Below are 23,692 nucleotides of genomic sequence, written 5' to 3'. Positions count from 1 at the left end.
TGATTAGGTGCTGGAACGATCTCATATCACACTATAGTGAAGCGTTGGCGTCTGTGACAGCAACAGGCTCAGCCAAATTGGCTTCAGGAAGAACAATTCTATCGATATCCTGAGGCTCATCAGTGTCTGGACGGTTACTGGCGTCAATCACATCAGAGGTTCTTTTAGCAGCCAGCTCAGCTTTTGCTTGGTCTACTGCAACGTCACTTTTACCTATATTTGATGAACTATCGTTATCATTGAAACAACCAGAAAGCGCAGCTGATCCAGTGATCAATACGGCTAACATTACATAGCGCATAGTATTTCTCCTTGGTTGGATTTCAGCTTATTGGTCATCTGTGGTAGAGGTTCGGGCACCTGGATTAGGCGTTGTCAAATAAGGAAAAACTGGGTCAAACTTGTCAGCAGTTTTACGAGCACCGTCGGTGAATGGGGCTGTACCAGCAGCAGCGTCTTCAGGGATACAGGTAGCATCAGCATCAAGACCAGCATGACATAAGGCACCCATAGCAACTCTTAAAGCGATATCAGTGACATCATCACCAGGTCGACGTCCATTAGGGAATCCTGAAGCATCACCAGCTATAACCCCTAAATCGTTTTGATTATTGGCAGTTTTTGTAGCGCTATTAGTATTTAAGCGCAACATGTCAGCAGGTACTTGTTTTGCATTAGCCGGCTTGTTGACACCTGGAACACCTGTCAAAAATGCAGTAACCAAATCTTGACGAGGGAAGTTCGTCGGTGCTGGCGCACTAGGGTATAGGGTTTCAATCAATGCTGGAAGCGTTGGATAAAATACATAAGGGGCAAAATTAGCCACATCATCTTTTGGCTCCGATGCATTAAACTTGTCTTTGTCTTTTAGACCAATGACCACTTCATTGACCAGCGGCATACCCAATCTTGAGACTTGTGTCCATGCACCGCCTTTTTTGGCTGTTGTACTGATGCCTGAAGCGGGATTGCCATTTACCAAGGTCGCTTGACGAACGCTAGCGGTTGTCCATCCGCCTATAACAGGATCAGATCCATTAGTTAGACATGCTTTTGGCACTTCCATGGCAATAGAAGTAATGTTTTTGTTCGCTAGAATGTTGGTCCCGCCATCGCGATCACCTAAAGGATTAAGATTGATTAAATCAAACACTCTACCTAAATCAATCGCAAAACCTTCAGCGCGCTGACCGACAAATACTTTGCCTGTACCACAGCTACCTAGATTGAGCGGTTGGATAAAGCCACGCGCATAGGTAGGATAGTCTTTAAATGATTTGGTTCCAATATAATCGAATGGCTTATCAAAATTACCTAATGGGGTGCGCGCGCCACTACGACGATCGCCTTTTACCATAGTGACTTCATAGCTTTCATTTGTCTGAAAGTTGACAGCTTTTGAGGAATCATATACACCAGCATTGACTAAAGGAATGTTAACGTTTGACGGACCACCCGAAGGTATGTCGAAACCAGAATTTAAATTTTGCGTAAAATCAAACTGAAAGGTAATGTCTTCGACTGCATCACCATTATTGTCAATATGAATTTCATAAAGGGCATCTGGATCTAGAGCAAAGTAGTTGGGCCCGCCATACGCATCTTGTAGAGGCAGGTAGTTGGCAATAATCGTCACGTAGTCCGATCGATTATTCTCATAGCTATTGAACATATAAAAGTCAGACGCATCGACTTTTGGGGTCTTGGTGATGGAAGGGGCTTCGCGGTGACTGGAGGCAAAGGCGCTTGCACTCATACATAATGTCATCGCGGCTATTAGCGCTTTGGTAGTATATTTCATACGGATCCTTGTAGAAAAGCTTTAAGTGATGGGGCAGTTGATATTGAGTCTCACTTGCAATTACCAGTTAACGAAATAATGTCCTTATTAAGTTGGTTTTAACTATACACTTGTTTGCTGTATTGTGTCTACGATTTTATCCGTTTTAACTTTTTGATATCTCTTAATTTTTTGGTGCGTCAGGTTGCATCATAGGAGCGGCATCTATAAAGGCTTTTAGTGCTTGGCAATGGGCATCAATGGCTACAATGTTGGGATACGCAGTGAGGTCTACCTTAAAACGTCGGGCAGAGGCCACTTGCGGAATCAAATAGCAGTCTGCGAGAGTCGGTCTATCACCGTAGCAGTAGTTTCCGCGATTCTTATCTGCTGCCAGTCGCGTCTCTAATGCCAAGAACCCATCCGTAATCCAGCGATTGCACCATGCAATGACGTCCTTATCCTCGATGGACAGCTCGTTGCGTAAATATTGTAGGATACGGCGGTTATTGATCGGATGAATATCGCAGCCAATCATCGCACTAAGCGCCCGCACGTGCATACGCCCAGTAGCATCATTAGGCAATAACGCGTGTTCAGGATAGACGTCCTCTAACCACTCCAAGATGGCTGGACTTTGGTATAATAGTAAGTCATCAGCTTGCAGGACAGGCACCAGTCCTTGAGGGTTAAGAGCCTTAAAGGCTGCTTCTAGTTGCTCATCTTGAGCTAGATTGATAGCGACATCCTCATAATTTAAACCTTTTAGATTCAGGGCGATACGAGTACGGTAAGCGGTGCTACTACGGAAATAGCCATAAAGTGTCATCATTATTCATGTCCTTATTGTGATAGGTTATTGGTATATCAAATGAGTGCGTGACGAGTATGTACTGTAAAAAACGACTACTATAGAATGGTCATACAAAAACTCTATGTATATGAAACCTGTCTCTCATTGTTGGTTGGCTACATAGTCCACCAGCAAACAACCATCAAGCATATAATCAAATAAATATAATTGAGCCCATCATGCCAGCAGCCAAAAACGCTTTAGATAACCTAGGCATCAGTAAAAACCAGAGCGGGGTGCAGTCGCTTGAGATTGGGCTATCGATACTTGATGTGCTCATTGATCACAATGAGCCTATGATGCTAAAAGACATCGCTGAAACCATGAACATGCATCCAGCAAAATCGCATCGTTACTTGGTCAGTCTCATCCGCAAAAACTACGCGTGTAAGCTTGAGGATGGGCGTTATGGGCTCGGCGATAGAGTGCATGCATTGGCGGCATTGGGATACACCGGACTGAACCAAAACAATATCTTGGCACGTCTCACACAGGTCGCCAATGAGATCAAAGACACCCTAAACTGCGGTGTGCAAATTGCCAAATGGTTTAGTGAAGGCCCTATTATTATTCAGTCCGTTGAACCAGACAGTCCGATTAGTATTATTACGCGTATCGGCTCACGGATGCCCTTGACGACATCAGCCACAGGGCAGCTGTTCGCCAGCTATCAACCTCAGAGTATGATCCAGCCGTTGGTCATGGCTGAATGGCAGACAAAGGATACCGCAGCAGATACGTCGGAAAAATGGCAGAATTTTACCCACCTACAAACCAAGATACGTACTCAGGGCTATGCGACCGTTACGGGTGATATGCTTATGGGTATCAATGCCATTACTATTCCTGTGATTGTGCCAACGCTTACCAGTCATACTAAGAGTCAGTCCGCGACTGAGAGTGAGGTGCCTAGTGACAACCTACCTATAGAGTATGCCATTACTATTATCGGTACCACAGAGCAGTTACCGATAAGCGAGCAGAGCAATGTGGTCGAAAAATTATTAGCAATAGCGCAGCGTTATCAAATAGCGTAGCCAGTATACTAAAGTGCTTTGAGAGCACTATAGTATAGCGTGCTACTCACCGACAGGCGCAACGTCGCGTGCTTCAGCCAGCTCATCACTGTGCAAAAACTGCGTATGTGCTGGCGCGCGTTTGGTACGTGACCACTCATCTAACATATCTTGTTTGATGGCATCTGTAATCATCGAGACCTTGTCTTCTGAGGTCGGATCATCATAGGTTAGCTCAAGGCGATGACCATTGGGGTCAAAGAAATAAATAGAGTGAAAGATACCGTGATTGGTCACGCCGATGACATCAATACCTGCGTTCTCTAAATGTTTTTTGGCAACCATTAGCTCTTCACGGTCTTTAACCTTTAGAGCCAGATGCTGTACCCAGTTTGGGGTGTTGGGGTCAAAACCCATTTCAGGCTGGTTGGGCACTTCGAAGAACGCTAAAACATTACCATTACCAGCGTTTAAGAATACGTGCATATAAGGGTCAAATGCCTTGGTTGACGGCACGTGATCTTCTGCGAATGCCAAAATAAAATCCATGTTTAGGTTTTTTTGGTACCACTCGACCGTTTCTTTGGCATCTTTGCAGCGATAAGCCACATGATGGATTTTCTCAATTTGAAAGCTCATATCAAACTCCTTTTGATAGGGCGTAGCGAGAATATTAGAGAACATGATGCTAGAGCTCATAGACCAAATATCATTTTAGTTTTAAATGGTTCTAACCACTCAAATCTACTGTCACTACGCCTTCTTTTATTCCGTTATTATTCGTTAAAATTAAAGTCAAGAGCTGGTAGCACGGTGCCACGTACTTCACCAAACCCAACACGAATGCCGTCTTTTTCGCTATAGCCTTTCATAATGACGGTGTCACCATCTTCGATGAAGCTACGGGTTGCCCCACCTTCAAGTGTGACGGGTTTGGTAGCATTCCATGCAATCTCTAGCATCGAGCCATAAGAATCAGGCGTTGGCCCTGAAATAGTACCTGAACCCATCATATCGCCAACTTCTACTTTGCAGCCCGTTATAGTGTGGTGCGTCAACTGCTGCGCCATTGACCAGTACATATATTTGAAATTGGTCTCGCAGATTACTGTTGCGGTTTCTGCCTCTTCAGGCAGTAGTTCAACGGATAGAGTAATATCAAAACTGCTATCGCTATCTTTTTCGTTTAGATAAGCAAGTGGCTTAGGTTCTTGGACTGGGCACGCGGTACTAAACGGCGCCAATGCCTCCATAGTGACAATCCACGGGGAGACTTGGGAGGCAAACGTTTTGGCATTGAATGGTCCTAGCGGTACATATTCCCACTTTTGGATATCTCGAGCAGACCAGTCATTGAGTAGTACCATGCCAAAGATATGACTAGCTGCCTCATCGACAGCGATTGGTTGACCGATACGATTGCCTTTACCCACGACGAACGCCGTTTCTAACTCAAAATCTAAGCGCTTACAGGCAGAAAAAATAGGACGCTCATCAGGGATTGGCTTTAGCTGACCTGATGGACGCACGATATCCATGCCGCTAACGATGACAGTACTGGCGCGCCCGTTGTAACCGACTGGCATTTCGGTCCAGTTGGGGAGTAGGGCATTGTTTGGGTCGCGAAACATGGTACCGACGTTGGTGGCGTGCTCTTTAGACGAATAAAAGTCAGTAAATCCTGGTACTTGAACGGGCAGATGCATGGTGACGTCTGCTTGCTTAAACAGCGCCTTTTTTTGCAAATCAGTATTGTCGCGTAACGCCTCATTGTCGCTAGACAGTAGCGTTTGAATAGTTGCACGTGCGTGCATCCAATTGTCTGGGCCAGAGTCAATAAAGGCATTTAAAGTAGGCTGATTAAAGTAAGGCCCGCCTTGTAGACTCAATAGCCCTTCTGTCTCTAGTACGGATAAATCAAGCACATGCTCACCAATGGCAACGCCCGCACGGCGAGCGCTATCTTTAGTGTCGCTAAAGATGCCATAAGGTAGATTGTGAATAGAAAAGTCAGAGTCCGCTTTGATATCGATAAAAGAAGTGAGAGTACTGTCAATCGTTGACATAATTTGCTCCTTGCTAAAAATATAGTTAATTACGTTATAATTAATTACTTACGTATAATGTAATTTATTGATATATTGATTGCAAGCTTTTTATGGAGTGTGCTTTGTGACTCATCTTGCTAGGGACTACACTTATGCTATCGCAGAAATAACCTAAGCGTAGTAAGTGTTACCTATAGCGCTCACCTTATCTTGGTTAGTCACACATTTTAGGGGAGTAGACACTTCGATTAGAAAAGCAAAAGGTAAGCACAAAAAAGCCGAGCAATCGCTCGGCTTTTTTATTACTTATTACGATAGCTTGCTGATAACGCTAGCCTTTTAGGACGTCTGCCATTGCGTTGGCGACATAGTCGATGTTGCTGGTATTTAGGCCAGCAACACACATACGCGAGTTGGATACCATGTAAATACCAAACTCACTTTGCAAGCGCTCAACCTGCTCAGGCGTCAGACCAGTAAAGCTAAACATACCGTTTTGACGGGTGATGTAGTCAAAGTTACGGTTAGGAATTTTGGCTTCTAAGACTGATTTTAGTTTTAGACGCATGGATTTGATACGATCACGCATGGCATAGACCTCACCAACCCATTGCTCGTGTAGGGCTTCATCGTTCATGACGATATCGACCACACGACCACCATGTGATGGCGGGCTTGAGTAGATACGACGTACCATCGCGTTTAGCTGACCAAATACGCGCTCAGATTCATCTACGGTGAGACAGACGACTGACAGGCCGCCAACACGCTCGCCATATAGCGACAAATTCTTAGAGAATGAGTTACTGACAAACAATGGCAGCTTCATCTCAACGGCTTTACGAATAGCGTAAGCATCGCTGTCCATATCTTCGCCAAACCCTTGGTAAGCGATATCCATGAATGGAATCAATTCACGCGCTTTGATGACATTGAGTACCGTATCCCATTGTGCTTGGGTTAAATCCAAGCCTGTTGGGTTATGACAGCAAGGGTGCAGCAAGACGACATCGTTTTTGTTCAGTGTTTCAAAAAACGCAATCATTTCATCAAATTTGATGCTGCTATTGGCTTTGTCGTAGTAGGGATATTTGCCCACTTCAACGTCAGAACCTTCAAAAATAGCAATATGGTTGCCCCACGTAGGATCGCTCACATAGCATTTAGATTGAGGGAACCATTGATTGATAAATTCGGCACCCACTTTTAGAGCGCCAGAACCACCGATAGTGGCAATCGTTGCGACCAGACCGTCTTTTAAAATTTGGGCGTCTTTACCGAACAGTAATTCCTGACAGCCTTTGCGATGTCCAGGCAAACCCGCCATTGGTAAGTAGGGACGAGGAGAGACAGGATCAGCAATACGCGCTTCGGCTGTTTTTACACAGTCGAGCACAGGTAGTACGCCATTCTCATCATAATAGATGCCAATACCTAAGTTGACCTTGTTAGGATTGCTATCTGCTGAGTATTTTTCCATCAGACCCAAAATTGGATCACCAGCGTAATAATCGATACGTTCAAACATGCCATTTCCTTATAAGAATATAAACCAAGCAGCCGAAAATCATAGAGCAAATTGCCGATGAACTCAACACGAGAGTGCGCTATCTTTGACAATTAACCAAATAAATCATCAAATATCTTTTTTGCGCATCTGACTGTCTATCCAGCAAAAGCGTTTGAATCATAATTTATTACTTAAGTGCCAGTGTGTCAGATTGATGCAGATCGTTGTAGTGGGTGGCAAAGTACGTTTGCAAAAACTGCTTGAAGGCAACCGTAGCCGGAGACAAAGCCCGAGAAGCCCGTTGATAAATAAAGAATTGCCGCATCTTGACAGGCTGCGTGAGTGGTCGCATTTGTAGACCATTAGCGCTGACCCAGTCGATGACCTCAGGCATATAGGGAAGACACAACGTAATGCCAAACCCTTGGCGCGTCATCTCAAGCGCGGTAGACATAAAATTCACCTTATAGCGCGCTTGCTGGATATGGGCTGCAATAGAGTCCTCCAGCTCTGCGGTCACTTGCTCAAGAAATGGTCCCTGCAGGGTGATGAGTGGAATATCTAATAAATCTTGCCAAGTGATTTCATTTTGCTCGGCCAATACATGGCTGTCTGGCATGACCACACAAAAGGGTAGCTGATACAACAAATCAGCGCCAATATCGTCTTCTACCTCAAAGACACCCAGCTCAGTCCCCACGCCCAAATCAACCTCAATATCTTGAACATGCTTGAGCAGATTTTCTGCTGAACAGTCCAATAATGACACGCTGATATTGGGGTGCTGTTTGGCAAACTGAGCGATGACTGCTGGCAGGGAGGACGCGGCAAACTGTGATACTGCCAAGCGTACCTGACCTTGTGCCAAGCTGGTCAGGCTGCTTGCTTCGTTTTCGAACAACTGCATCTCATTCAAGATACGCCGCGCTTGTGGTAATAGGTGCCGCCCTACTGCGGATAGGGACAGCTGGCGGGTAGTGCGATCAAACAGCACGATACCAAGGCTAGACTCTAGCTCTTTAATCAGTCCACTAACGGCAGATTGGGTCAGATACATCTGCTCGCTGGCACGAGTGAAGCTGCCGTTGTCAGCGACTTTGATAAAGGCGTTTAATTGACGAATGCTGATATTCATAAGTAAACCTGATAAATAAATCATAAAAAACAATTAGTCTTATAAATAAAGCTAATCTAATATAAATACAACGTCAACAATAAAGATTCATTACGAACCGTTTTAGCGACTTTCACTATTGATTAACTATTTACTACTCATTAATCGACTTTACTACTAATTGACATTAAGGATGATTGCAATGGCAGATTTATTTGACAACCCAATGGGACTAAATGGGTTTGATTTCGTCGAGTTTGCATCCCCGCAGCCTTATGCGGTTGATGCATTGTTTAAGCAGCTTGGTTTTTCTCATGTGGCCAATCACAGATCAAAAGACGTTGCGCTATATCGTCAAGGGGACATCAACCTTATCCTAAACCGTGAGCCAAAAAGCCAAGCCAGTTACTTCGTTGAAGAGCACGGCGCAGGCGCTTGCAGCATGGGATTTCGGGTAAAAGACGCCAAAAAAGCCTATGAGCGTGCTATTGAGATGGGCGCTCAGCCCGTAGACGTGCCAACAGGCGTAATGGAGCTCAGGCTACCAGCGATTAAGGGTATTGGCGGCTCATTAATCTATTTGATTGACCGTTATGAAGAGGGTGCGTCTATCTATGATGTTGACTTTGAGTTTTTTGCAGATGTGGACAGAAAGCCCGTAGGACATGGCTTCAAAGTCATCGATCATCTGACACATAATGTCTACCGTGGACGCATGGCGTACTGGGCAAAATTCTATGAGCGCATCTTTAATTTCCGTGAGATTCGCTATTTTGATATTAAGGGTGAATATACAGGACTGGCTAGTAAAGCCATGACCGCGCCAGATGGCAAAATCCGTATTCCACTCAATGAAGAAGCCAAGCAGGGCGGTGGACAGATCGAAGAGTACTTGATGCATTTCAATGGTGAAGGCATTCAGCACATTGCGCTGGCTAGTGATGACTTGTTTGCCAGTATCGATAAGCTAAAAGCCGCTGGTATTCCGCTTATGACTGCACCTACTGCCTCTTATTATGAAATGCTCAGTGAGCGCTTGCCAAACCACGGTGAAAACGTCGCGGATCTACAAACGCGCGGTATCTTGCTAGACGGCACGACAGAGGGCGGCGCACCGCGTCTACTGCTACAGATTTTCTCCGAAACTATCTTGGGTAGCCCAGTGTTCTTTGAATTTATCCAGCGTAAAGGTGACTATGCAGATGGGTTCGGTGAAGGTAATTTTAAAGCGTTGTTTGAATCGATAGAGCGTGACCAAGTGCGTCGTGGCACGGTCGGTCAGCAAGAGACCAATCAATCAGAAACAGAAACGCCGTAGGCCACGCTACATCTAGAAAAAATTTAAAAAACAAACGGACAAGGCAAAAGGAGTTTGGCTTGTCCTTAATAGGTAGGCTTCAACAGCTACTTTTTAATAGATACGTTACTGATAAATACAAGTGCAGTTACTGGCAAATACAAGTGCAGTTATTGAAAAACATAAGCGCAGTTACTGATACACATAAACGCAAAGGTAACGTACTCACTGCGATAGAAGGAATACGGGCATGGAACGCCTCTCATATACAGACTCTCCGAATACAGTCATCGGTACCGATCATGTTGCGACCAGTCAGCAAAGTGATACTGCGACTGATCACACGACCGATAAAAAGCCCTATATCTCACATCAGCCAGATACCAACGGTCATATTCATTATAGTGATGATGAAAATGCAATGTGGCAAGCTTTGCTGACGCGTCAGGCTGCGCAAATCCCCAACCGCGCATGTACTGCATATCTAGAGGGTTTGACCAAATTAAATCTATCGGCAACGCATATCCCGCAGTTGCAAGACATCGATGAGGTATTACAAGCAACCACCGGTTGGCAAACCGCAGCGGTACCTGCATTGATCAGTTTTGGTAAGTTCTTCAAACTGCTGGCCAATAAATCCTTTCCTGTCGCGACGTTTATTCGCCGATTTGAGGACATGGACTATATTGAAGAGCCGGATATCTTTCACGAAATTGTCGGGCACTGTCCATTATTGACTCACCCGGCATTTGCGACGTTTAACGAAACATACGGCAAGCTGGGTTTAAGTGCAACCAAAGAAGAGAGATGGTTTCTTGCACGGCTGTATTGGTTTACTATCGAGTTTGGACTGGTCGGCAGTCAGCCTGAGGACCGTAGAATCTATGGTGGTGGTATATTAAGCTCGCCTTCTGAAACGATTTATGCGCTTAATCATACGTCGCAAGAACTCTCAACCGCTCAAAATAAGCAGCAATCTCAACCTGAGCATCGCGAATTTGATTTGCTCGATGTGTTGCGTACGCCTTATCGTATCGATCGGATACAACCGATCTACTATGTGATTGACGAATTAGACATGCTATTTGATATCGTCGATAGTGACATCATGGGGACGGTCAAGCAGGCGATGTCACTTGGGTTGTTTGAGCCGACTTATCCAGAAAAAACTCGTTAAAATTCAAATATAAACATAAACATCAATGCAGTCATTTCAGTACGGAGTATTGAAGTAGCGCTAAAGCTATTTCAATATGGATATACGAGTATTAGAGAAACAGCTATTAAAAACAAACAACTTAAAAGGATTTTATTATGACAGCACTATCACAAAGCAGCTGCGAAGCCTGCCGCATTGGCGCACCGAAAGTCGACGATGCTGAGGCACGTGAGCTATTAACACAAATTCCTGATTGGTCATTGATTGAGATAGATGGCATCCAGCAATTGCAGCGTCAGTACAAATTTAAAAATTTCGTCGCAGCGATGGCATTTGCCAATCAACTGGCAGATATCGCTGAAGCAGAAGGGCATCACCCAGGCATTTTGGTAGAGTGGGGCAAAGCGACCGTCACATGGTGGTCACATAGTATTAAAGGGTTGCATCGTAATGACTTCGTCATGGCGGCTAAGACCGATAAACTACTTGATAAGTAACGCATAAGTCATTCGGTTATTCGCTAGCAAACCCGTTTTCTAACGCTATAAAATTAACACTCCCAAATTCAAACCCACTCTAATGCCAGTATCTACTGGCATTTTAAGGATGTGTCATGCCACCAAAACCGCTCACCGAGATCAGCGCCAAGCTCGCCTTTATTATATCCGCCATCGTCATCGCGATCATGGGTATCACCATGATCGGCTTTGGCTGGGTACCGCATCTTTCTCTTATTCTTGCCATCTGCGTATTGCTGGCTATTGGTATGACCAAAGGTCTCAGCTTTGACGACATGCAAGCGCAAATGGCCTCAGGGGTCATGCGCGGTATCGGTGCCATCTACCTATTCTTCTTTATTGGTCTTATGGTGGCGGCTCTCATGATGTCAGGAGCGATTCCTACTTTGATGTATGTAGGCTTTCAGCTTATCTCACCTGAGTACTACTATATCTCTGCCTTTGTCTTAACCTCTATTATCGGTATTGCCCTAGGTAGTAGTTTAACGACTGCGGCTACTTTGGGCGTGGCATTTATTGGTATGAGTAATGCGTTTGATGCCAATGTGGCGATAGCAGCGGGTGCGGTAGTATCAGGCGCGTTCTTCGGTGATAAGATGTCGCCATTGTCTGATACTTGTACCATTGCGTCCTCAGTAGTGGGTATCGACCTGTTTGAGCACATTCGCAATATGATGTATACGACAGTACCAGCATGGATACTGACGGTGATATTGTTTTGGATGTTCTCAGGACAGACAACCAGCGCTGATCTGAGTCAAGTGACTATATTACAAGGTCAGCTGATAGACAGTGGTTTAGTACATGGGTATTCGGTACTGCCATTTGTGGTATTGGTAGGATTGGCACTGTTTCGGGTCAATGCGATTTATACAATTATCTGTACGATTGCAGCAGCACTGATTATTACCTATGTGCACAGCTCACCCAGCTTTGGACAGTTGGGTGGTTATCTGTTTGCCGGCTATACTCCTGCTGAGTCATTAGAGCTAGGGGAAGTTGGCGGTATGCTGTCGCGTGGCGGTGTACAGAGTATGTTCTTTACCCAAGCGATCGTGATACTGGCACTAAGCTTAGGTGGGTTACTAACGGCATTAGGTATTCTGCCTGCACTACTGTCTGGTATTAAGAATACCCTCACGACATCAGGACGGGCGATATTTGCCGCAGCGATGTCGGCGCTCAGTATCAATGTATTAATCGGTGAGCAGTATTTGAGTATTTTATTATCCGGTACGGCGTTTCGGTCGACGTTTGAGCGCCTGCACTTACATCCGAAGAATTTGTCTCGGACGATTGAGGATGCAGGAACGGTGATCAATCCACTGGTGCCTTGGAGTGTCTGCGGGGTATTTATCAGTCAGGCGTTAGAGGTGCCAGTGTTGGATTACTTGCCGTATGCGTTCTTCTGTTATTTGTCATTACTATTAACACTGCTGTTTGGCTTTACGGGGCTGACGATTAGTCGGGTGAAAGAGGGGAAGGTGATTGAGGCATGATAGGCAATAATCTATAAACAAGGCGTGGCTCACATGAGTCACGCCTTTTTTGAATTTAAAATCTGTAGTTATTGCTCTGCCGTTTGGGCATCCTGACTTTTCACCACTTTATGCTGATCCTCTGTGCTGTCGACTTTCCAGTAGCTAGACACATATAAATGCGTCTTTGGTATGTCGCGCTCCATTTTAAAATACTGGCGCAGTGCGCGCATGCTATGGAACTCACAAGCCGCCCAAGCTGCAGGCTGTCCCTCAAGCCAAGTCAATGATTTGACCGAGTCAAGCAAAGGGCTGCTATCTGCATTCGGATGCGCGTTAATTACCCAATGAATCTCGACGTTATCTGGTTTTTTAAGTGATTGCTGGTCTGCCTCAGTCGTCACTTCAAGCACGGCATAACCACGTGCATCAGTGGGTAATTGTGCCAGATTGACCGTGATTGCTGGTAGCGCCGTCATATCACCGACTAACAAAAACCAATCGGCGTCATTGTTGATGAGTTTTTTGGGTCCGGGTCCGCCTACTAGTACTTGATCACCAGCTTGAGTGTTGCGTGCCCACGTCGATGCAGGGCCTGCAGCCTCATGTAAGGCAAAATCTACGTCTATCTCATCATCGCGCTGAACGCTGACGGTGTAGGTACGTACCACTGGCTTTTCCTCGCCTTGAGGAAACATCAGTTTGATATAAGCGCTTTCTTGATCCACTGGAAAATCAGTCAGTCCTGTGCCACCAAGCGTGACACGGCACATGTTTGGGGTGAGGTATCTGCTACCAATAACATCAAGTAATCTAGGGGTTGGTTTTGCCATATATTATCTTCCTTCTTTTAGCGCGTGTAGCTTTTCGCGTATAACATTGGTGCTCAAACTATTATGTACGTTCGTTTGATAGTTTATAAGGCAAGAGCACTGCTTTGATAGTCTATTGTCTTAAAAATCTATACTGTCTTAAAAACACATCGCTAGAATGGTCGACTGCCAAACACCATTCTAACGATAACTGAGCTCATAAGGTTTAAAAATTGGCTTTTAAGCTAACGGACATTTGGCGTTCAGGTCCCATCCAGCAGTTCTCGGTATCGTAACAAGCGCCGACGTAAGTCTTGTCAAACAGATTATTGATACTAGCACCCAGCGCGAGCATAGGGTTAATCTGATAACTACCACCAATATCGACCAACGTCACGCTTGGGAGCTCGTCTGAGTTTTGCTTATCGATCTGCATGCCATCTTCATAGCGAACGCCAGCATTTAGAGTCAGTTTGTCTGTCGCATAGTAGTCTGCCCATAGCGTGGCTTTGTGCTTCGCCGTTTGGGCAGGAGTGTTGCCGACCACATCTGGATTGAACTCATCTTCGGTAATCTCAGCATCGGTATAGCTGTAGCTTGCAGCCACGTCTACCCAGTCATTAAGCATGCGGCTACCTGATATCTCAAACCCTTGTGATTCAATCTCACCCGTCTGAACTTTCTGTCGATAGTCAGCGGGATTGGTGACGACGACATTTTGCTGTGTGATATCGAATACGGCTAGCGTTCCTTTGGTCGCACGGTCTGGAGACAAGTACTTCACCCCAGCTTCGAGCTGATCAGCAGTGCTAGGGTCAAAGGGTTCATTGGTAATAAAGTTGCTACCAACCACAGGCTGGAACGACTCTGAATAGCTGACAAATGGGGAGAGTCCATTGTCAAAATCATAAATTGCAGCAAAACGGCCGCTGGTTTCGGACGCGTCATTACCAAACGTCTCGTTATTATAAACTGCACCTTGAGAGGCGTCGGTTTGCTTAGTCGTACTCTCAAAGTTGTCGTGACGTAGTCCAGCGACAACGGTTAAATCTTGCCACTTCATTTCGTCTTGCACATAGAATCCAAGCTGGCTTTGTTCGATATCTTGTGTCTGACGATAGGTATCCAGCGGTAGCGTAGCCGTATTTATTTGTGAAAAGTCTGGATTAGACAAGTCAAGATTTGGCGTGCCATTTGCACCAGCATCATAGTAAATCGCGCTGCTGTCTGTCTCTTGATATTCAGCACCAAACAATAAGTTATGTGAGGTGTTGCCAGTATCAAATGTATAGGCCAGTTGATTGTCTGTGGTCCAGTTATTCATGTTCTCATCAGTGGTATAGGCGACGCGATTGAGAATCGTGTCACTACCTTCTACAAACCCTCTATTGTACATATTGCGCTGCTGCGCCTCAGCATCGGTATAGCGCGTGATGTGTTTAAAGGTCAACTGATCATTGATATCCCAGTTCACGGTGACACTTGGCATAAAGACTTCTTTGCTAAATTTATTCCATTCATCACCTGCATAGGCGTCACTGTCCAATTTGCCATAGCTTGCTTTGTAGACCGTACCGATAGCAGGGAGCGGGGTAGAGGGCACCATCTCTGGATCATCTTGATAAAACAAGTTGGCAAGTATTGAGACATCGTCGGTCGCTTGCCATTCAAGCGACGGGTTAATCAGCAATCGCTCTTCTTCTGTGGTTTGCATTTGACCGTCTTTTTGACGTTTTAGCGCCACTAGCCGGTAGTTCAGCGTGTCTGTGATAGGGCCTGTACTATCGACGGCGACTTCCTTTAGGTTTTGATTACCGAATCGCAGCTGTACTTCATTTTCTTGTGTGCTTTTGGGTGTCTTGGCTATTTGGTTGACCATACCTCCAGGTGCTGCGTAGCCATAAAGCGAGGATGCTGGTCCTTTGATAACTTCTACTGCCTCTGTAGCATAGACGTCGACTTGCGGCATAAGGTTCCAAGCGCCATCGTAGGGTAGTCTCAGTCCATCATAAAAATTAGAGTAAGTTTTGAACCCGCGGATGTTGTACTCATCAAATATCGATACTGTGCCACGGCTTTCAGTGCTCACGCCTGGCTCATAACGTAGAGCCGCATTAACGCTATCTGCTTGTCGTTTTTGTAATAAGTCTTGATCGATTCTGGTATAGCTCATTGGGGCATCGTCTGGGTCCAATGCAGTTTTGGTACCGGTACTGCGATAGCCATCTGAATAGACGGTAATAGCGTCTAAGGTAGTCGATGGCGCTGTGTCATTGCCCACTTTATTAATATCAACAGAATTTTCTACGCTTGTCTCAATCACGTTATTTTCAATACTGTCAGCCGTATTGTTTTCGATACTGTTTGGGGTGTTCTCAGCATAGGCTGAATGGCTCAGACCCATTGCTAGTCCCAGTTGGACGGCTAAGGTTAAACGTTTTTGGCGAATGAATTTGGACGTTGAGACAGAACGCATCATGTTTCCTTGTAAGGTGTTATTGAGTATCAGAAATAGAAGAAAAGGAATAATAACATTAACGATAATCATTATCATTAAAATTTACAAATAAAAAGGTTTTAGAGGGATATTAAGCGAGATGGTGCTGTGTCTATAGCCTGCGCATGACCAGTAGTTATCATCATCAACGCTAGTAGGTACCGCCTATCCGCTAAAAGGCGTAACTTATCGATAATTGCTGCTACAAGTAATAGCGTTTATATGGCTTTTCTCGTATGATGCAGGCGTCTATTTGGGCTTAAGTAAACCAGTAGGCATTGTTAAGGGCAACTACTGATAGAGCGCTCTTGTTTATCAGTGACTAAAAAGCGCTAAAGGCCATATTTATGAACGAACCTATGCCGAAACCCACGAACAACCAACGCTACTTTACGGTATGGCGTTGGCACTTTTATGCTGGGATATTCGCGGCTCCTTTTTTGATTGTTTTGGCCATCACTGCACTTGGTATGCTGTTCATGTCCAACACTGCAGGCCGTGATGATGATGGTCTCACCGTGGCTATACCAGAGTTGACCAGCCAAGCACCTGTTTCTATCCAAGCCAAAAACGCGCTGAGCACTTTGCCCAATAGCACACTGGTTAAGTATATCGCGCCTCGCGATACAGATACGGTCGCCTTGTTTCAGATAAAATCAGACGAACACAGCAACATGGTGGCGGTCAATCCCTATACGGCTGATATCGTCCAAAGTACACCGTCTAATAGCGGGCTATATAGCACCTTTAATGATATTCACAGTGATTTGTTGATTGGAAAAGTTGGTGATTACCTCCTAGAGACCGCGGCGTCCTTGACTATATTGATGATATTGTCTGGCTGGTACCTCTGGTGGCAAAAACGCAAGTCCGTCAAAGCGATGTTAATACCTAACGATACGGCAACCAACAAGAAAAAACGGTCTTTTATGCGTACCATTCATGCCACGCTCGGCAGTTGGGTCTCTATATTACTGCTGTTTTTTTGTATTTCAGGAATGGCGTGGGCAGGCGTATGGGGCGAGAGAGTCGTGCAAGCATGGAGCCAGTTTCCTGCGGGTAAGTGGGGTGTGGCACCAGTACCAGTATCCATCGATCATAGCCAACATAGCACCATGCAGGAATCTGCTGCAGCACCACATGTACATGGTGCAGCCGCGTCTGACGTGCCTACACATGGTAGCGCCTTAAACTCAGGAAGCACTAAAGAAGTACCTTGGGTGCTTGAACTGACGCCGATGCCAGCATCAGGCACAACTATGGGTGAAAATGGTATCGCTCCCAATATACCGATTATGATAGATACGGTAGATCGGTTCGCTCGTGAGATGGGGTTTGTAGGGCGCTATCAACTAAACCTACCACAAGGCAGTACAGGCGTCTGGACCATTAGCCAAGATTCAATGAGCTATGATATGAAAAGTCCAACAGCAGACCGTACGGTACATATCGACCGCTATTCGGGCAATATCTTGGCGGATATACGTTTCGATGATTATAATGCTTTTGGTAAATTTATGGCGGCTGGTATTGCGCTGCATATGGGTACGCTTGGATGGTGGAGTGTACTTGCCAACGTGCTATTTTGCCTTGCAGTAATCGCTATCTGTGTCAGCGGTTATGTCATGTGGTGGCAACGTCGCCCGCGTCATGCTAGTCAGAGCAGTGGGTTAAACCCGCCAGCACGTGGGCAGCACTTTACAGTGTGGTGGCCGCTCGCCATTCCTTTATTAATAGTGGCGATCATATTCCCAACCGCTATTATTGCGATTGTGGTGATTGTGCTATTAGACTTTTTAGTGATTTCTCGTGTTGGGTTGTTGCACAGATTATTAAAATAAATGGCTCAAAAAGTTATTCTTATTTGAAAAAGCGGGGCATCTTGTTAAGAGACGCCCCGCTTTTTTCTATTGTTTGAGTTGGCTCTGTACCGAGATGGTCTTTATGACAACATAGCAATGGCGTCCTTACTAGCGCGTTGTCTTTCTTCAGCATTGAGCTCAGTGAGGCGACCTTCTTTCATGAGCAGTAACCGATCAGCGTGCTCAAAGTAACCATCATCGTGGCTGATGATAAACAGCGTTTTGCCCAATGCTTTTAGTTCAGGTATCAGTGTCTGGTAGAACACGCGGCGAAACGCAGGATCTTGGTCAGCCGCCCACTCATCGAGTAGTAAGATATCTTTTTGTTCAGCGACCGTGATGAGCATAGCCAAGCGTTTACGTTGTCCTTGTGACAGCTTGTCTGTAGACAATTGATTGTCAGTCACGCTGACTTTGTCTTGTAAGTTCAACTTATGCAGCCACGCACTTACCAGAGACTCATCTGGCTGCTGTCCTTGCTGACCAATCAGTTGCTTAAATAGATGCTGATCGCTAAAGATAGCAGAATATAGCTGTCTATAGTCAGCATTGTTCTGTGGCTCAACGCGTTGTGTATCGATCTGCACTGCGCCTGTGGTAGGGGTAAAGATACCCGTAATAATCTTGGCAAGTGTGGATTTCCCACTTCCGTTAGCCCCAATAAGGAACACCACGTCGCCTCGTTTGAGCGTCAGATTAACATCTTTTAAGATATTGCTAGTAACGTTGCCAGTGGTATGGTCACCCTCGCTGTCATTGAAAGCGGTATTGTTCGAGGTACTGTCACTAGGAAGACCGTTACTGGAAACACCGTTACTAGAAACATGGTATCGATAGTTTACATCAGTTAGCGAGATGGTCTGCCAATGCTGGCTAGTACCACTTGTTTGAAATGTAGGCTGGTGCTCAGCTAACGCTAGTGATTGTATTTTGTCTAGGGCAACTTGAGCTGTTTGTAGGGTTGGATAGGCACCGACAGCATGGAGCAGTGGTGACTGCATAAATAGGATGGTCAAAGAAAAGGTAGTGGCGATACCCATCGAGATACCCAGGTAATTGGCCACCGCAAATACCACACCAATCGCGGCAAACATCATAATATTAGACCAGTTCACAGCGGATAAATGATAAGTGTCAGACTTGATCACTCGTTCTTTATAAGCTGCCGCGTGTTCTAAAAAGTCATGCGTGTATAGTTGTTCGGCGCGGTGATGGTTGAGTGCCAGCTCTTTACGACCATCGATGATTGACTGATAGTCTTGATACAGCGCATCGTTAATCTCTCTAATGGCTCTTAGATGATGATACACATGCTTGACCAAGATAGTGCTGATCCAAATCGTCATCGCAATCCAAAACATCACGATCAGTAATAGTGGTAGCGAGAGCCAGCCCAGATAAAACCCAACACCAACAGCCAAAATAACGCCTTGTACCAACTCCGGCATACGCACGAAAGCGACGGTAATGGACTGAATATCTGCGGACAGACTGGCGAGTAGCCGTGCGCTACCTAGATTATCGATTTGAGGAACCGTAGTATCGATGATTTGCTTGACCAGTTTGGTTCTGAGCTCATAGACGAATTTGTGCCCCAAGCATGTCAGTGCATATTGCGATATAAAGGTGGTCATCAATAATAATAGTACCAGTAGTACAAATTGCCCTAAACTTGCCCACGATAAGGTATTGAATACAGGCTGACTGATAAAGGTGTGATTGATATAAGCAATAATACCGACACTAACGGCAGCATTGATTAAGTTAAGTAAGATGACTTTTAAAAAGGGCGAGCGATACTGTGCCCAAATCATATGATACAAAGAAGTGCTGGCACGAGAAGACATAATGACTCAGTAATAGTATAAATTTTTGATAGCAGAAAAGGGAGTAGGTCGCGCCTAGTCCCTTCTATGGAACTCAATGATGTCTAGAAATCGAACGTTGCGGATACTTTTAATGCAGTGGGTTCGCCAGCATTTAAGTAACCATAACCTGGCAGACCACCGACTGATTGCCAATAATCTTCATCCGTGACATTGGTGACTATGCCTTTGAGGGTGACATCTTGTCCGCCAAGCGTCGTGCGATAGCGAGCCCCTAAATCTAAGGTCGTATAGCCGTCAACTTTTAAAGTATTGGCAGCATCTGCGTAACGTGCCCCTGTGTGGATAATATCGCCCGTTAACGTTAACCCTTCAACTGCGGCTAAATCATACTCTAGGTTGACGTTGCTTTGAAGCGTAGGAATGCCGATGACTCTGTTGCCATTTAGCGCGTCATTGCCCGTGTCTCTTTGCTTAGCACTTAAGTAGCTGACACCAGCATTGAGACGCATGTTTTCACTTGGACTACCAAAGACCGTCAACTCAGCACCTTGGTGACGGTTTTCACCCGCTTCGACAAACGTACTGGTGTCATTGATATAGGCACGCGGCTCATCAGTACTGAATAATGCTAGACTGCTGCCAATCATGCCATTGTCATATTTAACGCCCACTTCAGTTTGTTTGCTGACATAAGGGTCTAAGTTTTGCCCGGCATTAGTTAAAGCATTACCATCGCTATCATTCAATGGTGCTGTAGCCCCTTTGGCTAAGCTTTCAATATAGTTGCTATAAATAGACCAATCTAGCGTCGGCTGATAGACAATGCCTATGCTTGGGGACCATTTACTCTCATCATATGCAGACAGTTGAGATTGAGTGTTATAGTCATAGCTTGTCGTTTTTATATTCTGATGACGCACGCCTACCGTAGTCTTTAGCTTGTCATCAAAAAATGAGAGCGTGTCAGCGAGCGCAACGCTCTGTAGCTCGGTCTCAGACGTACGTTTGGGATTATCTAGATCACCACCAAAAATAGCAGCACTTGACCACGCGTTATTAGCATAATCAATAGGATTATAGAGGTTGGTCGCGAGTTGGTTACCAAAGTCAAAAGCGTAAGCGCCTTTTTCTTCTTGATCATAAAGATCAGCGGCTAGTACCCAATTGTGATCAATCTTACCTGTTTGCCACTTACCCCGTAGTCCAAGCTGGGCACTTTGCACCAGATCTTCACGAGTATTATCGAAGCGATAAGTCGTGCCTGTGCCGTCGGCATCCGTGACGGTGAGGTTTGCTAAGGAGTTGGACTCGTCACTGCTTCGAATACCATAGGCACCGTAGCCTGTGATGCTGTCATTAAAGTCATACTCACCTCTAATGGTGCCAAAGATGTCTTCCTCGTTAGAGTAGGTCCAAGGCTGTGCCCAGTTTTTCGTACCTTTTGGCGCTTTTGGCACATCTGTGACACCATCTAACGTGACATTGGTACGCGTCTCATTGAGCTTATTATCTTGCCAACCAAGATCGGCGGATAAACGGTACTTGTCGGATCTGTAATCCAAACCAAGCGCTGCTAGTCCTAAAGTTGAGGATTCATCATCGATAGCGCTGTCACCATCTTGATAGGCGGCATTGAAGCGCACACCAATGGCGTCATCCGTACCAAAGCGATCACTGACATCTAGTGCGACTTTACCTTGATCACCTTGACCATAGCCAACCGTTATCTCGCGCAGAGGCTCATTGTCAGCCCGTTTAGGTAACAGGTTGATAGTACCGCCCGCATTATTACCGCTAGGTGCAGCACCATTTAACATCGCTGATGCTCCGCGTTGAACCTCAACGCGCTCGAACAGTTCAGTTGCGATGTATTGTCTTGGTAGAATACCGTATAGACCATTGAACATGGTGTCATCTGAGGTCGTCACAAAGCCGCGTATAAAGTACGCTTCTTGGAAATTACCATAACCTCTAGCGACACGCACGGTTGGGTCTTTTTTGAGTAGATCGCCTACGCTTTGTGCTTGCTGGTTGGTGATGTATTCATTGGTGTATGAGGTGGTGGAGAAAGGAGTATCCATAATATCTTGATTACCCAAGAGTCCAACACGGCTACCGGTTGCGACTTGTCCGCCCTCATAAGCGCTCGGTAGTCCAGATGCTGACGCATCGGCGCTACTGGTGACGACGATGGTATCAAGCACTACACTGGGAGAGACAGACGAAGAATCAGTGTTTATATCTGTCTGCGCCCATGCTGCATGACTTGCGCCTAATAATAGTATTGATGTAGACAGATAGGCTGAGTGCCGCGCGCTTGATGATCGCGTGTGGCGAGATGTTTTTACAGTATTGATGCGAGATAAAGCAGAATATAAGCGAGACAGTTGCATTGGGTTTTCCAGCAAGTATGTTAAGCGTCTATTGTAATGATAATCATTTTCGTTATCAATATTATTACGGCATTAATGCTAAATATACTTTTAGGTTGTAGGGTAGGGTCTTTTATCATTGGGGTTTGAGAAAGTCACCAATCATAAGCAGGCTGTAGTTTGTGGGAAGTTAGCTATGCATTGGAATGGAATAGTATAGTTTTGGCGCTAAAACCTTAGTAAATTGCCAATTGCTAAGTATCAGTGAATGCGGCTCAGTCTAAATGCATAAGATCCGTTTTGTAGTGTTGATGACACAGTGATTGACTTACCATAAGAGTACACAACAACCAGTTAGTTTCTTTTATTTGTATCGTCTATGTCAGATAATGAACCGCGAATATTTTGCAGCTTGCGTATATTTAAAGGTTTTCATCACACAAACACATGGCATGATTTGTGCAACAACTGAAGTTAAAGTAAGACTTAAATACCTACCCAAAAATTATTAATCAGGAAATCATCATGGAAAAAGTACTAAAGAAAGCTATGGCTACTATTGTTTTACCTACTATTCTACTTGGTATTTCTGGCTGTGCTGTCACAGGCAACAGTGGTATTGATAATGAAGGTGACAGTCGTAGAGTGAATAACGTCATGTGGAATAATCAAGTCGACATGGATTTTCGTGATGTGCTAGCAAAAGAAGTCAATGCTAATGAAACGAGACTGGTGTTTATTCGTAAAAGTGATGATGACCTAGAACAAACCAGTGCCAATATTTCTGTTAATAATAGATATCAGGTGAGCTTACACCCTGGCAATTATACGGCCGTTAACTCTTGCGTTGGTAGCAATCAGTTAAGTGCTCATGCTACTGGTTTTAAAGACAATGATTTATTAGCAGATAAGACAGACTATAAACTTGATGGTGGACAAACATACTTTTTCTATGTTGACATGGATGCTTCTGGCAAAAGCACACTGGAACAAATAACGAGTGATAGTGCTTTACCATTACTAGAAACCAAACGTTATCAAACTCATCAAATTAGCCGAGTGGTACCCAACTGCGCAGTACCGACAGCAGTTATAGCGCCGATACCTGAGACTTTGCCAGTAGTACCAGTATTGGCTGAAAAAGTGACCATCGAACTTGAAGTGCTGTTTGAAACGGACAAATCTGTAGTACAGCCTGAATACTATTCTAAAATATCTGAAGTCGCAGAATTCATGGCTCAATACCCAAATACTATGGTTACTATCGAGGGACATACCGATAGTCGGGCAAGCGAGCGCTATAATCAATCACTATCACAACGACGCGTAGATGCCGTAAAAGAAGTATTGATTACTCAGTTTGGTATCGATCCTGAACGTCTCAACGCTATCGGTTATGGTGAACTACAGCCTAGAGCTACCAACGATACAGCTGCTGGCCGTCAGCTTAACCGCCGTGTTGTCGCTGTGGTCGAAGAACGCGTGGGTAATTGATACAAGTATATTTATATTATAAATAAAGCCGCATCATAAAAGTATTTCAAGCG

18 protein-coding genes are annotated in these 23,692 nt (G+C 45.0%); 7 read left to right on the top strand and 11 right to left on the bottom strand.

The features are described from left to right. Window positions 1-31: 31 nt before the first annotated feature. From AC5JP1_RS04125 to maiA, 3 genes are all read right to left on the bottom strand, one after another. Complete coding sequence (locus AC5JP1_RS04125; RefSeq protein WP_443524020.1) at window positions 32-301, bottom strand: hypothetical protein; 270 nt, start codon at window positions 299-301, stop codon at window positions 32-34. Between the two features lie 27 nt (window positions 302-328). Continuing rightward, on the bottom strand, window positions 329-1,801 hold the full coding sequence (locus AC5JP1_RS04120) for a DUF4331 domain-containing protein (protein WP_493843248.1): 1,473 nt from the start codon (window positions 1,799-1,801) through the stop codon (window positions 329-331). A 163-nt stretch (window positions 1,802-1,964) separates the two neighbouring features. Next, on the bottom strand, window positions 1,965-2,609 hold the full coding sequence (gene maiA, locus AC5JP1_RS04115) for a maleylacetoacetate isomerase (protein ID WP_493844428.1): 645 nt from the start codon (window positions 2,607-2,609) through the stop codon (window positions 1,965-1,967). 203 nt (window positions 2,610-2,812) lie between these two features. Between maiA and AC5JP1_RS04110 the strand changes: the two genes are divergently transcribed. Then, window positions 2,813-3,670 carry an IclR family transcriptional regulator gene (locus AC5JP1_RS04110; protein ID WP_493843247.1) on the top strand — a complete coding sequence of 286 codons (858 nt, stop codon included), beginning with the start codon at window positions 2,813-2,815 and terminating at the stop codon, window positions 3,668-3,670. Between the two features lie 42 nt (window positions 3,671-3,712). Here AC5JP1_RS04110 and AC5JP1_RS04105 read toward each other — a convergent pair whose 3' ends face one another. The 4 genes from AC5JP1_RS04105 to AC5JP1_RS04090 all read right to left on the bottom strand — a co-directional run bounded on the left by AC5JP1_RS04105 (window position 3,713) and on the right by AC5JP1_RS04090 (window position 8,342). Beyond that, entirely contained in the window at window positions 3,713-4,288 is a 576-nt protein-coding gene (locus tag AC5JP1_RS04105) for a VOC family protein (RefSeq protein ID WP_493843246.1), read from the bottom strand. 137 nt (window positions 4,289-4,425) lie between these two features. Continuing rightward, the gene (fahA, locus tag AC5JP1_RS04100) at window positions 4,426-5,715 is read right to left on the bottom strand and encodes a fumarylacetoacetase (RefSeq protein ID WP_493843245.1); all 1,290 of its coding nucleotides are present in this window, start codon (window positions 5,713-5,715) and stop codon (window positions 4,426-4,428) included. A gap of 313 nt (window positions 5,716-6,028) precedes the next feature. Next, entirely contained in the window at window positions 6,029-7,225 is a 1,197-nt protein-coding gene (locus AC5JP1_RS04095; RefSeq protein WP_493843244.1) for an amino acid aminotransferase, read from the bottom strand. 169 nt (window positions 7,226-7,394) lie between these two features. Beyond that, entirely contained in the window at window positions 7,395-8,342 is a 948-nt protein-coding gene (locus AC5JP1_RS04090) for a LysR family transcriptional regulator (protein WP_493843243.1), read from the bottom strand. A 181-nt stretch (window positions 8,343-8,523) separates the two neighbouring features. Here AC5JP1_RS04090 and hppD point away from each other — a divergent pair, with 181 nt between their 5' ends. From hppD to AC5JP1_RS04070, 4 genes are all read left to right on the top strand, one after another. Further along, the gene (gene hppD, locus AC5JP1_RS04085; protein ID WP_493843242.1) at window positions 8,524-9,639 is read left to right on the top strand and encodes a 4-hydroxyphenylpyruvate dioxygenase; all 1,116 of its coding nucleotides are present in this window, start codon (window positions 8,524-8,526) and stop codon (window positions 9,637-9,639) included. Window positions 9,640-9,868: 229 nt separating this feature from the next. Then, complete coding sequence (phhA, locus tag AC5JP1_RS04080; protein WP_493843241.1) at window positions 9,869-10,795, top strand: phenylalanine 4-monooxygenase; 927 nt, start codon at window positions 9,869-9,871, stop codon at window positions 10,793-10,795. A gap of 137 nt (window positions 10,796-10,932) precedes the next feature. Beyond that, window positions 10,933-11,274 (top strand): 4a-hydroxytetrahydrobiopterin dehydratase, encoded by a 342-nt coding sequence (locus AC5JP1_RS04075; protein ID WP_443524006.1) that lies wholly within the window; start codon window positions 10,933-10,935, stop codon window positions 11,272-11,274. 116 nt (window positions 11,275-11,390) lie between these two features. Next, window positions 11,391-12,794, top strand: a complete 1,404-nt coding sequence (locus tag AC5JP1_RS04070; RefSeq protein ID WP_493843240.1) for a Na+/H+ antiporter NhaC family protein — start codon at window positions 11,391-11,393, stop codon at window positions 12,792-12,794. Window positions 12,795-12,862: 68 nt separating this feature from the next. On the opposite strand, the gene AC5JP1_RS04065 is transcribed toward AC5JP1_RS04070, so the two are convergent. Both AC5JP1_RS04065 and AC5JP1_RS04060 read right to left on the bottom strand, forming a co-directional pair. Continuing rightward, window positions 12,863-13,606: a siderophore-interacting protein gene (locus AC5JP1_RS04065; RefSeq protein ID WP_493843239.1), complete on the bottom strand. Its 744-nt coding sequence runs from the start codon at window positions 13,604-13,606 to the stop codon at window positions 12,863-12,865. 205 nt (window positions 13,607-13,811) lie between these two features. Continuing rightward, window positions 13,812-16,061, bottom strand: coding sequence for a TonB-dependent siderophore receptor (locus AC5JP1_RS04060; RefSeq protein WP_493843238.1), 2,250 nt, complete (start codon window positions 16,059-16,061; stop codon window positions 13,812-13,814). 368 nt (window positions 16,062-16,429) lie between these two features. Here AC5JP1_RS04060 and AC5JP1_RS04055 point away from each other — a divergent pair, with 368 nt between their 5' ends. Then, window positions 16,430-17,923: a PepSY-associated TM helix domain-containing protein gene (locus AC5JP1_RS04055; RefSeq protein ID WP_493843237.1), complete on the top strand. Its 1,494-nt coding sequence runs from the start codon at window positions 16,430-16,432 to the stop codon at window positions 17,921-17,923. 101 nt (window positions 17,924-18,024) lie between these two features. On the opposite strand, the gene AC5JP1_RS04050 is transcribed toward AC5JP1_RS04055, so the two are convergent. Further along, window positions 18,025-19,791 (bottom strand): cyclic peptide export ABC transporter, encoded by a 1,767-nt coding sequence (locus AC5JP1_RS04050; protein WP_493843236.1) that lies wholly within the window; start codon window positions 19,789-19,791, stop codon window positions 18,025-18,027. Between the two features lie 83 nt (window positions 19,792-19,874). Further along, complete coding sequence (locus tag AC5JP1_RS04045; protein WP_493843235.1) at window positions 19,875-22,166, bottom strand: TonB-dependent receptor; 2,292 nt, start codon at window positions 22,164-22,166, stop codon at window positions 19,875-19,877. A gap of 504 nt (window positions 22,167-22,670) precedes the next feature. Here AC5JP1_RS04045 and AC5JP1_RS04040 point away from each other — a divergent pair. After that, the gene (locus AC5JP1_RS04040) at window positions 22,671-23,639 is read left to right on the top strand and encodes an OmpA family protein (RefSeq protein ID WP_493843234.1); all 969 of its coding nucleotides are present in this window, start codon (window positions 22,671-22,673) and stop codon (window positions 23,637-23,639) included. Window positions 23,640-23,692 lie beyond the last annotated feature (53 nt).

This window comes from Psychrobacter sp. H29, assembly GCF_059073055.1.
Note: the sequence above shows the minus strand (reverse complement) of the source record. Positions and strands in the feature narration are given on the sequence as shown.